The organism is Cupriavidus metallidurans CH34, from assembly GCF_000196015.1.
In the GTDB taxonomy this organism is placed as follows: domain Bacteria; phylum Pseudomonadota; class Gammaproteobacteria; order Burkholderiales; family Burkholderiaceae; genus Cupriavidus; species Cupriavidus metallidurans.
The window spans coordinates 1,709,986-1,722,901 of sequence record NC_007974.2; the positions used below are offsets into that span (position 1 = coordinate 1,709,986).

11 protein-coding genes are annotated in these 12,916 nt (G+C 64.3%); 10 read left to right on the forward strand and 1 reads right to left on the reverse strand.

All coding sequences use genetic code 11. The features are described from left to right. Nucleotides 1–14 precede the first annotated feature (14 nt). The 5 genes from RMET_RS25750 to RMET_RS25770 are packed head-to-tail and all read left to right on the forward strand — an operon-like array spanning nucleotide 15 to nucleotide 4,143. Nucleotides 15–1,154, forward strand: a complete 1,140-nt coding sequence (locus RMET_RS25750) for an acyl-CoA dehydrogenase family protein (RefSeq protein WP_011519435.1) — start codon at nucleotides 15–17, stop codon at nucleotides 1,152–1,154. A 52-nt stretch (nucleotides 1,155–1,206) separates the two neighbouring features. Next, a complete protein-coding gene (locus RMET_RS25755; protein WP_011519436.1) occupies nucleotides 1,207–2,394 on the forward strand; it encodes a lipid-transfer protein in 1,188 nt (395 codons plus the stop codon). An 11-nt stretch (nucleotides 2,395–2,405) separates the two neighbouring features. Next, nucleotides 2,406–2,846 carry a MaoC family dehydratase N-terminal domain-containing protein gene (locus RMET_RS25760; RefSeq protein ID WP_011519437.1) on the forward strand — a complete coding sequence of 147 codons (441 nt, stop codon included), beginning with the start codon at nucleotides 2,406–2,408 and terminating at the stop codon, nucleotides 2,844–2,846. Nucleotides 2,847–2,859: 13 nt separating this feature from the next. Further along, the gene (locus RMET_RS25765; protein ID WP_011519438.1) at nucleotides 2,860–3,276 is read left to right on the forward strand and encodes a MaoC family dehydratase; all 417 of its coding nucleotides are present in this window, start codon (nucleotides 2,860–2,862) and stop codon (nucleotides 3,274–3,276) included. Between the two features lie 42 nt (nucleotides 3,277–3,318). Continuing rightward, nucleotides 3,319–4,143: an SDR family NAD(P)-dependent oxidoreductase gene (locus tag RMET_RS25770; RefSeq protein WP_011519439.1), complete on the forward strand. Its 825-nt coding sequence runs from the start codon at nucleotides 3,319–3,321 to the stop codon at nucleotides 4,141–4,143. A 131-nt stretch (nucleotides 4,144–4,274) separates the two neighbouring features. Here the strand turns inward: RMET_RS25770 and RMET_RS25775 are convergent, their stop codons facing one another. Then, nucleotides 4,275–5,609 (reverse strand): SGNH/GDSL hydrolase family protein, encoded by a 1,335-nt coding sequence (locus RMET_RS25775; RefSeq protein ID WP_011519440.1) that lies wholly within the window; start codon nucleotides 5,607–5,609, stop codon nucleotides 4,275–4,277. 416 nt (nucleotides 5,610–6,025) lie between these two features. Between RMET_RS25775 and RMET_RS25780 the strand changes: the two genes are divergently transcribed. The 5 genes from RMET_RS25780 (at nucleotide 6,026) to RMET_RS25800 (ending at nucleotide 12,847) form a co-directional block, all read left to right on the forward strand. Next, nucleotides 6,026–6,427, forward strand: a complete 402-nt coding sequence (locus RMET_RS25780; protein WP_011519443.1) for a hypothetical protein — start codon at nucleotides 6,026–6,028, stop codon at nucleotides 6,425–6,427. Between the two features lie 72 nt (nucleotides 6,428–6,499). After that, entirely contained in the window at nucleotides 6,500–7,801 is a 1,302-nt protein-coding gene (locus RMET_RS25785; RefSeq protein WP_011519444.1) for a TolC family protein, read from the forward strand. Next, the gene (locus RMET_RS25790; RefSeq protein WP_011519445.1) at nucleotides 7,798–9,315 is read left to right on the forward strand and encodes an efflux RND transporter periplasmic adaptor subunit; all 1,518 of its coding nucleotides are present in this window, start codon (nucleotides 7,798–7,800) and stop codon (nucleotides 9,313–9,315) included. The genes RMET_RS25785 and RMET_RS25790 overlap by 4 nt, the downstream gene beginning before the upstream one ends. Next, complete coding sequence (locus tag RMET_RS25795) at nucleotides 9,312–12,479, forward strand: efflux RND transporter permease subunit (protein ID WP_011519446.1); 3,168 nt, start codon at nucleotides 9,312–9,314, stop codon at nucleotides 12,477–12,479. Before RMET_RS25790 ends, RMET_RS25795 begins: the two co-directional genes overlap by 4 nt. Continuing rightward, nucleotides 12,476–12,847 (forward strand): copper-binding protein, encoded by a 372-nt coding sequence (locus tag RMET_RS25800; protein WP_011519447.1) that lies wholly within the window; start codon nucleotides 12,476–12,478, stop codon nucleotides 12,845–12,847. The genes RMET_RS25795 and RMET_RS25800 overlap by 4 nt, the downstream gene beginning before the upstream one ends. The last annotated feature ends 69 nt before the right edge of the window (nucleotides 12,848–12,916 follow it).

The window sequence follows — 12,916 nt, forward strand, 5'->3', positions numbered from 1 at the left end:
AAGAGGAGACTGTCATGCAAGTTCAACGTAACGTTTACCGCGAAGATCACGAGATGTTCCGCGAAACCGCCCGCCGCTTCCTGGAGCGCGAGTGCCTGCCCAAGCAGGGGGCATGGGACAAGGCCGGCAAGGTGGATCGCGAAACCTGGCTCAAGGCCGGTCGCGAAGGTCTGCTGTGCGTGACGCTGCCCACAGAGTACGGTGGTGGTGGCGGTGACTTCGGCCACTCGGCCGTGTTCAACGAAGAACTGGCGCGCGTCGGTGTCAGCGGCCTGGGCTTCGGCGTGCATTCGGACATCATCGCCCCGTACATCGCACGCATCGCCAACGAAGAGCAGAAGCAACGCTGGCTGCCGAAGGTGTGTTCGGGCGAGGCCATTCTCGCCATCGGCATGACCGAACCGGGCACCGGCAGCGACCTGAAGGCCGTACGCACCACCGCCATTCGCGACGGCGACGAGTACGTGATCAACGGCAGCAAGACCTTCATCTCGAACGGCCTGAACTGCGACCTGATCATCATGGTCTGCAAGACCGATCCGGCGGCCGGTTCGCGCGGTGTGAGCCTGATCATGGTGGAAGCCGACCGAGAGGGTTTCCGCCGTGGGCGCAAGCTGGAGAAAGTCGGCCAGCACGCCCAGGACACGGCCGAGCTGTTCTTCGACAACGTGCGGGTGCCGGTGTCGAACCTGCTGGGAGAGGAAGGCAAGGGCTTCGCCTACCTGATGGGCGAACTGCCGCAGGAGCGCCTGTCGATCGCCGTCAGCGCTGCCGCCAAGCTCGAGGCGTGCCTCGATCACACGATCGCCTACGTGAAGGAGCGCAAGGCCTTCAACCAGACCGTCTGGGATTTCCAGAACACCAAGTTCAAGCTCGCAGACATCAAGGCACAGGCCGTTGCCGTGCGCGTGATGGTGGACTACTACCTCAGCGAACATATCCGCCGTCGCCTCTCCCTTGAAGAAGCCGCCATCGCGAAGCTCTACGCCACCGAGGCGCTGGGCAAGGCGCTCGACGAAATGGTGCAGTTGCACGGCGGCTACGGCTACATGCTCGAGTACCCGGTGGCGCGCGCGTTCGCCGATTCGCGTGTCACCCGCATCTACGGCGGCACCAGCGAAGTGATGCGCGACCTCATCTCCCGCAAGCTCTGAACCCCTATCCCCAAGACAACCCTACAGCCATACACCTGACAGGAGACTCTCCATGACTCGCAAGGTCTTTGTTGCCGGCGCCGGCATGATCCCGTTCAAGAAGCCGGGCACCAGCGACACCTATGACGTGATGGGCGCCACCGCCACGCGCCAGGCGCTGGCCGATGCCGGCGTCGACTACAACCTCGTGCAGCAGGCCTACGTCGGCTACGTGTACGGCGATTCCACATGCGGCCAGAAGGCGCTTTACGATGTCGGCATGAGCGGCATTCCGGTGATCAACGTCAACAACAATTGCGCCACGGGTTCGTCGGCACTGTTCCTGGCCCGCCAGGCCGTGGCAAGCGGCGCCGTGGAATGCGCGCTGGCGCTCGGCTTCGAGTTCATGGGCCCGGGCGCGCTGAAGTCGGTCTGGACCGACCGACCGAGCGCGTTGGAACGCGCGCTCAACCTGACCGACAAGCTGGTCGGCAAGACCGAAGGCATGAGCAACGCCATCCGCCAGTTCGCCGGCGCCGGCCAGACGCACATGCGCAAGCACGGTACCAAGCTGGAAACGTTCGCGAAGATCCGCGCCAAGGCCAGCCGCCACGCCGCGAACAACCCGCTGGCGGTATTCCGCACCGTGGTCAGCACCGAGGACGTGATGAACGCGCCGATGCTGTGGGATGGCGTGCTGACCCGCCTGATGGCCTGCCCTCCGACCTGTGGCGCGGCCGCTGCCATCGTCGTATCGGAAGCCTTCGCCCGCAAGCATGGGCTGCGCACTGACGTGCTGATCGCCGCCCAATCGCTGACGACCGATCGCGCCAGCAGCTTCGAGAGCGACATGATCCGTCTGGTGGGCTTTGACATGACGCGTGAAGGTGCGCGCCAGGTCTACGAGCAAGCCAGCATCGGCCCGCAGGACGTCGACGTGATCGAGCTGCATGACTGCTTTGCGCAGAACGAACTGCTGACCTACGAAGGCCTCGGCCTGTGCGACGAAGGCTGCGCCGAGAAGCTGGTCAATGACGGCGACAACACCTACGGCGGCAAGTGGGTGGTCAACCCGTCCGGTGGCCTGCTCTCCAAGGGTCATCCACTCGGCGCCACGGGTCTGGCGCAATGCTACGAGATGGTCCAGCAGCTGCGCGGCAACGCCGATCAGCGCCAGGTGGCCGGCGCGCGTAACGCGCTCACGCACAACCTTGGCCTGGGCGGCGCCTGCGTGGTGACGCTCTACCAAAAGCACGACTGAAGGAGCCCCCAATGATCGACAAGAAGCATATCGGCAAGGTCATCGCGGATTTCCGCACGTCGGCGCCCGCGAGCCAGTTGCGCTTCTTCGCCAAGGCCACCGGCGAGACGCGTGCGATCTACACCGACGAGGCAGCCGCACGCGACGCCGGCCATCGCGGCCTGCCGTTGCCGCCGACGTTCCTGTTCTCGCTGGAACTGGTGAACCCGCCGAGCGGCTGGCGCGAGGAACTGGGCATTCGCACCGAGCGCATCCTGCACGGCGAGCAATCGTTCACGTATCACCGCATGGCCTACGCCGGCGATGTGCTGCACTTCCGCACCACCATCACCGACATCTACGACAAGCGGAATGGCGCCCTGGACTTCGTGGTGCGCGAGACCCGTGTCACCAACCAGGACAACGAGCACGTGGCGGACCTGCGCAGCGTGCTGGTACAGCGCAATGGATAAGCGGAGGGGTTCCATGAGTATGCCGAATTTCGAACAGATCCAGGTGGGCGACACGCTGCCGCCCCTGACGCTGGAGCCGATCAACCGCACCACGCTGGCGTTGTTCGCCGGCGCGTCGAACGACCACAACGCGATCCATATCGACATCGACTACGCCCGCAAGGCAGGCATGCCAGACGTGTTCGCGCACGGCATGCTGTCGATGGCGTACCTGGGCCGGTTGCTGACTCTGTGGGTTGACCAGCGCCAGATCCGCGACTTCGGCGTGCGCTTCGTCGGCATCACCCATCTGGGCCATCGCATCACTTGCACAGGCCACGTGGTCGAGAAGTTCGAAGCCGACGGCGAGCGCCGCGTGAAGGTCGAACTGCGCACCGCGAACCAGTACGACGAAACGAGGATCCTGGGCGACGCAGTCGTCGCCCTGTAACAAGCTGTTCAAGCCACCCATCATCACCAAAGGAGTCAAGACATGGGAGCACTCGAAGGCAAGGTGGCACTGGTCACCGGTTCCGGCCGTGGCATCGGCCACGCCATCGCACAACGCCTGGCACGCGAAGGCGCGCGCCTGGTCATCAATGATCTGGATGCGGAGCCCGCCCACGCCACCGTGGAAGCGTTGCGCAAGATGGGCGTGGAAGCCGTGGCCTGCGTAGGCAACGTGACGGCACCCGACTTTGCCGACCGCTTTATCGGCACGGCGATGTCCGAGTTCAAGGGCATCGACATCATCGTCAACAACGCCGGGTTCACCTGGGACGACGTGGTGCAGAAGATGAGCGACGAGCAGTGGCACGCGATTCTCGACTGCCACATGACGGCCCCGTTCCGCATCCTGCGGGCCGCGTATCCGCACATCAAGGCGCTGCACGCTGCTGACAAGGAAGCGGGCCGCGAGGTCTATCGCAAGATCGTCAACATCTCGTCGACGTCGGCGCTGAACGGCAATGCCGGGCAGATCAACTACTCGGGCGCCAAGGCCGGCGTGATTGGCATGACGCGCGCCATCGCACGCGAGTGGGGCCGCTTCAACGTCAACGTGAACGCCGTGGCATTCGGCCTGATCCATACGCGCATGACCTCGGCCGACGCGAATGCGGGCGCCACCGTGAACATTGAAGGCCGCGAGATTCGCGTCGGGCTGAATCCGGAGATGCTCAAGTCGCACGCTCAGCGCAATCCGCTCGGCCGGGGCGGCACGCCGGAAGAAGCCGCTGGCGGCGTCTACCTGTTCTGCTCGCCGGATTCGAACTACATCACGGGCCAGACCATCGCCGTGGCCGGTAACCTGCAGTAACAGGCAGGCTGTTGATCCGAAGCGCGCCAGCGCCAGCCATGACTGCCCGTCATGCGCAGACGTCGGCACCAATGAAAAAGCCCCGGCCGCTCATCTGCGGCCGGGGCTTTTTCTCGTGAGAGTCGCAAGCTTCAGAACGTGCTCACCACCTTCCTCACCGCGTCTGCCATCTTGCCCGCCAGGTAGATATGGCCTGCGGGAGTCGGATGCACCCCGTCGGCGGAGATGTAGATATCGCTATTGCCATCCCCCTTCGGGTTGGCGACGTTCCCCGTGCCGGTCTGCCACTGCTCCGCCATGTTGTCGATGAAGTAGAAGTTGGCGCGGGTGCCAACGGCCGCCTTGATGGCGTCCTGATGCGCCTGAAGCTCGCAACCGGGCGACCACGGCCCCACAACGAACACCACGGTGTTGGGCAGGTTCTTCTGCACGTCATCGAACAGGGCGGTGGCTTCCGCCTTGAATTCGTCCGTCGATGTGCAGGCATCATTAAGCCCGCCGGCGATGACGACCACGTGCGGCTTGAACGGATAGACATCGGTGGCGACACGGTCGCGGAACTTGAGTTTCGGCGCTGGGGCGGCCAGATAGCCGGTGGAGCCTACGCCGGACTGATACATGTCGTTCCAGCCCACCAGATAGCCAAGCTTGGCCGCATAGTTGTCGAAGCTGTAGCCTAGTCCGGCCATCCCCTCCGTAATGGAGTCTCCCAGTATGACAGCCCGCACCTTCGGCACCACCGGTGGCGCCGTGACGGAATCCCCGGGGGCGATCCGCAGTCCGCCGAATCGCATGTTAGGCGTCTCGATACGGATCTTTCGGGACTTCCTCGCCCCCTGGAAGTCGACGCGCGTGAGGTACAGGTTGCCGTCGTCCGGGTACGCAACCGGTGTGGTGGAGGCATACTGCCCATCCACCAGAATCCGGTGCGCCGATATCTGGTAGTTGCCCTTTACCAGGATCTCGAACGTTGGCGCGTCGGTGACGAACTCGATGTAGTAGACGTTGGAATCGCGGCCCAATCCGCCGTAGTTCACTGCCGTATTCTTGACGAGCAGATCATCCGGGAACGCGGTGCCGGCCGTTTCCATGGCGCCGATATAGCGCAGCGACGGATCGTTAGGTGGCACAAGCGTGCTGTCCTTGATCGTCGACGGCATGTTGGCCGTGCCAGCCGTAATGATCGGCGGTGACGTCATGGTGGTTGGCGCCCCACCATCCGCCAAGGCCGACTTGAGCAGCGCCTTGGTGGTCTGCAACTCCGTCACCGTCGCGGGCGGATTGGTAGTGGTCGGTGGCGTTACTGGCGTCACCGGCGTTGATGGCGTGGTGCCCGGCGCTGCTGGGCTCGCGGTGCCGGAGCTGCCGCCCGAAGCCTGCGTTGTACCATCCCCACCACCGCCTCCGCAGCCAGATACGAGTCCGACCGCCAGGGCCATCGACAAAGCAGCAAGTTTTGATTTCATCCCGTTCTCCTTTCTTTTTTTGAATTATTTGCATGAAGTGAGCACGGCGGCACTCCGCCAGAGGGCCTAATTTCGCATCCAACTTTTGAATTACCTCTGTCGTGGATATCGGATCCAGAACTCAGACTTTCGGCCCATGAATCTCCACCTGACAATCTGTTCGCGCAGCTATTGACCTCTCTGCAATCAGGGGCCGAGGAACAGGGCCGATCGCGGCACTGCGCCAATCTCACGATTGTCATTCCGGTACGGTGCCGGGTGTCGCGAGCATTGACGCAACACATGCTCCAGACACATGCCGATTGAACGTTCCTGCCGTGGGAACGTTCAAGCATCGTGGATGCCAATCAAATCCCGCTATTGCTTTCAACGCAAAAGCCGTTATGCTTGGCGCTGTTTTGACATCCTCGTAGATCGTGCGTCATCTGGCCCGCCGGCATTCATGGATTGCCGGATTCCTTCTGATCCTGTTCCTGTCGGTGCAACTGGCGACCGCCGCCTATGCTTGCACGATGGGCATGAACTCGATGGATGAACATCCGTCGATGGAAGCGACGATGTCCTGCGCCGACATGGCCGAGCAGGATGCCGCGCAGAACGACGGCCAGAAAGCGCTTTGCATGAGCCATTGCCAGGCCAACGCGAAGCACGCGGACCACGCCACGCCGCAGATTCCGGCATTCATCCCGTTCCTCGTCAGCATCGTCGTCGAGCCCCCCGTGCTGGACGACGCGCCAATGCTTGCCGAGCGCGCGCAGAGCCAGCCACGCGCCCCGCCTCCGCCGCACGCCATTCTTCACTGCTGTTTCCGTACGTAGCCTCCGAAGCAACGCCAATTCCGTTCCGCCCCCGAAACCTCGGGCGCGGTGGCCGTTGTTTCCGGAGGCTTTATGTCATTCCCGCTTCGCCTGAGGCTGGCGCTGCTTTGCGCGTCCGCCCTCGGCATGTCGGTGTCGCACGCCGCGTCACCACACGCCGTCCCTTCCCTGTCGCTTGAAGAGGCCGCTGCTCTCGCCACGACACATGCGCACGACGCAGAAAACACGCGTGGGGCCGTAGAGGCTGCCGTGCAGATGGCCGTGGCGGCCGGGCAGTTGCCCGATCCCGTCCTGAAGGTTGGACTGAATAATGTCCCGACCGATGGCCCCGACAAGTTCTCGCTGACCCGCGAAAGCATGACCATGCGGTCGGTCAGCGTGATGCAGGAGTTCACGCGCTCGGACAAACGCCGGGCCCGTGCGGCACGCTTCGAGGCCGAGGCCGCCTCGGCCGACGCCCAACGCATGGTCGGCATGACCAATGTCCAGCGCAGCGCCGTGGCCGCATGGATCGACCGCTGGTACGCCGAACGGGCCGCGGCACTCCTTGCCAGTCACGAGCAACCCCTGAGCCTGACGCTGGAAGCGGCCAACGCCGCCTACCGCAGCGGCCGCGGCACCCGCGCCGACGTGTTGTCCGCGCAATTCGAAGTGCAGAAGCTGCGCGACCGCGAGAACGAAAACCAGGCGGCTCTCGACACCGCCAACGTGAATCTCACCCGCTGGATCGGCACCGATGCGAGCCGCCCCCTGGGCGATCCCCCCGCGCTGACAGTTCCGGATCGCGTCGCGCAACTTGCCCGGAGCCATTTCGACGGTGTCCCCGAGGTTGCCGCGGCGCAGCGCGACGTCGCGCTCGCGGAGTCCGAGATCCGCGTGGCGGACGAGGCCCGCAAGCCTGACGTCTCCCTGGAACTGATGTACAGCCAGCGCGGCTCGGCCTATTCAAACCTCGCCTCGATCAATGTGAGCATCCCCTTGCCCTGGGATCGCGCCAACCGGCAGGACCGCGAAGTCGCTGCCCGGCTCGCGCAGGCCACGGCGGCACGTGCGAAAGCGGAGATGATCCGGCGCGACACCGATGCCGTGGTCGGCGCCAGGCTCGCCGAGTTGCGCCGCAACCTGGAACGCCTGAAACGCTACGACGACGCCACGCTGCCGCTTACCAATGCCCAGGCGGAGGCCGCGTTGACGGCCTATCGCGCCAATGCCGGGTCTCTGCAGGCTGTGGCCGATGCCAATCATCGTGTCATCGATACCTCGCTGGAGCGGCTATCGCTGGAACAACGCACGACCCGACTCTGGGCCGAACTCACCTTCCTGACACCGTTGCCTACCGCACAAACCGAACCCGCCAACAAGGATCTTCCATGAACGCACGACTGACCATCACGGCGACTTGCCTGGTCCTGATTGGCGTGGCCGGCTACAGCGGGTATCACCTTGGCGCATTGCACACCATGCCGGCAACGTCCGCCACGCAAGGCGACAGGAAAATTCTCTACTGGCACGACCCCATGGTCCCCGGCCAGCGATTCGACAAACCCGGCAAGTCACCCTTCATGGATATGCCGCTGGTACCGGTCTATGCCGACGGCGATGACGCAGGGAATGGCGTGAATAAGGGCGGCGTCAGCATCGACAGCCGCATCGCACAGAACCTTGGCATCCGCACGGCGGAAGTGAAATCCGCCCATATGGGCGCAGTGGTTGAGGCACCCGGCAACGTGGCGATCGACGAGCGCAGCATCCGCGTGATCCAGGCTCGCACTACCGCCTTCGTGCAGCACGTCGGTGTGCGCGCCACCCTAGATCCGGTACGGCAGGGCCAGACGCTGGTCACTTTCTACGCGCCAGACTGGGTCGCCGCGCAAGAAGAGTACCTGGCGGTGATGCGCTTGCCCGTCAGCCTGCAGACGGATCTGGCGAGCGCCGCCAAAGCGCGGATGCTGCAGTCGGGCATGACGCAGAGTCAGGCCGATGCGGTCATCCGCACCGGCAAGCTGCAATCGGCGCAGAGCATCGCCAGTCCGCTGGATGGCCTGGTCACCGAAATCGCGGTACGCGAAGGGATGACGATCAGCCCGGGCATGACGCTGTTCCGCCTGGCCGATCTCACTCAGGTCTGGGTGATTGCCGAAGTGCCGGAAGCCCAGGCGCGCAGCATCGCACCGGGCCAGACCGTGACGGTGTCTGCCACCGCCGCGCCGGATCCCGTGCAAGGCAAGGTCGACGCGATTCTGCCCGACGTTGACCCTGCCACGCGCACCATCAAGGTCCGCATCGTGCTGCCGAACAAGCAGCGTCGCCTTGTGCCCGGCATGTTCGCCAGCGTCCGCTTCGAAAACGGCGACCGGCAAGACGTGCTGCAGATCCCGACCGAGGCAGTGATCCGCACGGGGCAGCGGAGTCTCGTCATGGTCGATGCCGGCCAGCGGGGTTATGTCTCTACCGAGATCCGCACCGGGCGCGAGGTCGACGGCATGACCGAGGTGATCTCCGGACTGCGTGCCGGACAGCGCGTCGTAACGTCCGGCCAGTTCCTGATCGATTCCGAAGCCAGCCTGCGCGGCACGTCGGAGCGGCTGGAAACCCCGGTCACAGCTTCTGCGCCGTCGGCACCATCGACACCATCGACGGCAACACAGGAGCACGAAGCCACGGGTCGCATCGAAGCCGTGAACGCCGACAGCCTGACGATCTCCCATAGTGCAGTACCCTCGGCGCAGTGGGGTGCCATGACGATGGATTTCGCCGCACATGATGCAGCCCAGCTCAAGGGACTGAAACCGGGCGATCGCATCCGCTTCCGCTTTCATCTGGCCGAAGACGGCACGGCCATGCTGTCGTCGGTGCAGCCCGCAGGTGCCGAAGGAGGTCAGCGATGATTGCACGCATCATCCTCGCGTCGATCCGCAACCGCTTCCTGGTGCTGCTGGCCACGATCATGCTGACGGCCTGGGGGCTATGGGCAGTCGGCACCACGCCGCTCGACGCGCTGCCGGATCTGTCCGATACCCAGGTCATCATCCGCACCCCGTTCCCGGGCCAGGCGCCGCAGATCGTCGAGAACCAGGTCACCTACCCGCTCACCACGACGATGTTGTCCGTGCCGGGGGCCAAGACCGTGCGCGGCTATTCCTTCTTCGGCGATTCCTTTGTCTACGTGCTGTTCGAGGACGGAACCGACCCATACTGGGCCCGCTCCCGCGTGCTGGAGTACCTGAACCAGGTGCAGTCACGTCTGCCGGCGGCCGCCAGGCCCGCACTGGGGCCCGACGCCACCGGTGTGGGATGGGTCTATGAGTATGCGCTGGTCGATCGCACCGGCAAGCACGACCTGAGCCAGTTGCGCGTGTTGCAGGACTGGTTCCTGCGCTTCGAGCTGAAGTCGCTGCCGAACGTCTCCGAGGTAGCCTCGCTGGGCGGCATGGTGCGGCAATACCAGGTAGTGCTGAAGCCTGACCGCCTACGTGCCTACAACCTTCCGCAGGCGAAGGTGATCGCCGCGATTCGTGGCGCCAACCAGGAGGCAGGCGGCTCGGTGCTGGAGCTAGGCGAAGCCGAGTATATGGTCAGGGCATCGGGCTACCTGAAGACACTCGACGATTTCCGGCAGATTCCAATCGAGACCAGCGCGGCCGGTGTTCCGGTGCGCCTTGGCGACGTCGCGACGATCCAGTTCGGGCCCGAGATGCGACGTGGCATCTCCGACCTCAACGGCGAAGGCGAAGTGACGGGCGGCGTCATCGTGATGCGTTCGGGCAAGAACGCGCTGGAGACGATCGACGCCGTCAAGGCCAAACTTGCAGTGCTGAAGAAGAGCCTGCCCGCCGGCGTCGAGATTGTCACGACCTACGACCGCTCCGCGCTGATTCATCGCGCGGTGAACAACCTCTCGTACAAACTGGCCGAAGAGTTCGTGGTCGTCGCGCTGGTCTGTCTGATCTTCCTGTTCCACCTGCGCTCCGCGCTGGTTGCCATCGTGTCGCTGCCGCTTGGCGTGCTGGCTGCCTTCCTCGTCATGCGGTATCAGGGCGTCAACGCCAACATCATGTCGCTCGGCGGCATCGCCATTGCAGTCGGCGCCATGGTCGACGCCGCAGTGGTAATGATCGAAAACGCGCACAAGCATCTGGAACGCTGGCATGCCGATCACCCCGGGCGGCCACTCTCCGGCGACGACCGCTGGCGCGTGATTGGCGCATCCGCAGCGGAAGTCGGTCCCGCGCTGTTTTTCTCGCTGTTGATCATCACGCTGTCTTTCATCCCGGTGTTCACGCTGGAAGCACAGGAAGGCAAGATGTTCTCGCCGCTGGCCTTCACGAAGACCTACTCGATGGCGGCTGCGGCAGGCCTCTCGGTGACACTGGTGCCGGTGCTGATGGGTTACCTGATTCGCGGCCGCATTCCCGCCGAGCAGGCCAACCCGCTGAACCGCTGGCTCATTCGCGCCTACCAGCCAATCCTGACCCGCGTGCTGGCCTATCCGCGCGCGACCATCGCACTGGCGGTTGTTGCGCTGGTGGCCACCGCCTGGCCAATCATGCGGATTGGCGGCGAGTTCATGCCGCCGCTCGATGAAGGCGATCTGCTCTACATGCCCTCCGCTTTGCCCGGCCTTTCCGCTGGCAAGGCGGCGCAATTGCTGCAGCAGACCGATCGGCTGATCAAGTCGGTGCCGGAAGTCGCCACGGTGCAGGGCAAGGCCGGCCGTGCCGATTCGGCCACCGACCCGGCCCCGCTGGAGATGTTCGAAACCACAATCCAGTTCAAGCCACGCGACCAGTGGCGCCCGGGCATGACACCCGACAAACTCGTCGAAGAACTTGATCGCGTGGTGAAGATTCCGGGACTTTCCAACATCTGGGTGCCACCGATCCGCAACCGCATCGACATGCTGGCCACCGGGATCAAGAGCCCGGTTGGCATCAAGGTGGCAGGCACCGACCTGAAGGAGATCGATCGGCTTGCCACCCGCATCGAAGAAGCCGTGAAGCCCGTTCCCGGGGTCACCTCGGCACTGGCGGAACGCCTGACCGGCGGGCGCTATATCGACGTTGACATCGACCGCGCGGCCGCTGGCCGGTACGGGCTCAATATCGGCGATGTGCAGGCCGTCGTCTCCTCGGCGATTGGTGGCGAAAACATCGGCGAAGTGGTCGACGGGCTGGCCCGCTATCCCATCAACGTGCGCTACCCGCGCGACTATCGCGATTCGGTCGAGCAACTGCGGAGCCTGCCCATCGTGACTGACCGTGGCCAGCAGATCGTGCTTTCCGACGTCGCCCGCATCCGAGTGGAACAGGGTCCGCCGATGCTGCGCAGCGAGAACGCACGGCTGTCGGGGTGGATCTACGTCGACATCCGTGGGCGCGACCTGCGCTCCGCGGTGCGCGACATGCAGGCGGCGGTGAGCAAGGCGGTACCGATGCCTGCGGGCTATTCGCTGAGCTGGTCCGGTCAGTTCGAGTATCTGGAACGTGCCGCGGCGAAGATGAAGGTAGTGGTGCCGTTCACGCTGCTGATCATCTTCGTGCTGCTCTACCTGGTCTTCGGTCGACTCGACGAGGCACTGCTGATCATGGGCACGCTGCCCCTGGCGCTGATCGGCGGCTTCTGGCTGCTTTATCTGCTCGGCTACAACCTGTCGGTAGCCGGCGTGGTCGGCTTCATCGCGCTGGCCGGCGTTGCCGCGGAGTTCGGCGTGATCATGCTGCTCTATCTCAAGCACGCCTGGGAGGATAGCCAGGCACGCGGCATCACCGACATCAACGCCCTGCTCGCCGCCATCCAGGAAGGCGCTGTGCAGCGCGTGCGGCCCAAGGCGATGACCGTCGCCGTCATCCTGGCAGGCCTGATCCCGATCATGTGGTCACACGGCACCGGCTCCGAAGTCATGCAGCGCATTGCGGCGCCGATGGTTGGCGGCATGGTGACGGCGCCGCTGCTGTCGCTGTTCGTGGTGCCCGCCGTGTACCTGTTGATCCGCCGTCGCGAAACGAAGACTTCCCCATCATTCACTCACACGTCCGTCAAGGAGCAAGCATGAAAACCTCTCTCACCTCTCGCGCCTCCCGCGCCTCTCTCCACGCAGCCGTCTTCGCGCTCGCCGTTGGCCTGATGCCTCCGACGTTCGCGGCCGGCATGGACGGCAGTGCCGGCATGGACATGAAGCCCGCCGCCAAGGCAATGAAGACACCGCAGCCCGTCTCGGCCGAAGTCCGGAAAGTCGATCCCGCAGCCGGCAAGGTCACGCTCAAGCACGGCCCGATCATGAACCTGGGCATGCCGCCGATGACGATGGCATTCCCGGTCAAGGACCCGGCGATGCTGACAAACCTGAAGGAAGGCGACAAGGTGTCGGCAACGTTCGACAACGTGGACGGCAAGATCACGGTCACCGACTTGCGCAAGTAGCGCGATCGAGCCGCGCCGACGACCGGGATGGTTTGCCATCCCGGCAAAAAAAGTCGCCGCGACCATCGC

Coding starts and splice junctions, on each gene's coding strand:
- RMET_RS25790 (WP_011519445.1), top strand. CDS start 7,798: ATGAACGCACGACTGACCATCACGGCGACTTGCCTGGTCCTGATTGGC.
- RMET_RS25775 (WP_011519440.1), bottom strand. CDS start 5,609: ATGAAATCAAAACTTGCTGCTTTGTCGATGGCCCTGGCGGTCGGACTC.
- RMET_RS25750 (WP_011519435.1), top strand. CDS start 15: ATGCAAGTTCAACGTAACGTTTACCGCGAAGATCACGAGATGTTCCGC.
- RMET_RS25770 (WP_011519439.1), top strand. CDS start 3,319: ATGGGAGCACTCGAAGGCAAGGTGGCACTGGTCACCGGTTCCGGCCGT.
- RMET_RS25760 (WP_011519437.1), top strand. CDS start 2,406: ATGATCGACAAGAAGCATATCGGCAAGGTCATCGCGGATTTCCGCACG.
- RMET_RS25755 (WP_011519436.1), top strand. CDS start 1,207: ATGACTCGCAAGGTCTTTGTTGCCGGCGCCGGCATGATCCCGTTCAAG.
- RMET_RS25785 (WP_011519444.1), top strand. CDS start 6,500: ATGTCATTCCCGCTTCGCCTGAGGCTGGCGCTGCTTTGCGCGTCCGCC.
- RMET_RS25795 (WP_011519446.1), top strand. CDS start 9,312: ATGATTGCACGCATCATCCTCGCGTCGATCCGCAACCGCTTCCTGGTG.
- RMET_RS25765 (WP_011519438.1), top strand. CDS start 2,860: ATGAGTATGCCGAATTTCGAACAGATCCAGGTGGGCGACACGCTGCCG.
- RMET_RS25800 (WP_011519447.1), top strand. CDS start 12,476: ATGAAAACCTCTCTCACCTCTCGCGCCTCCCGCGCCTCTCTCCACGCA.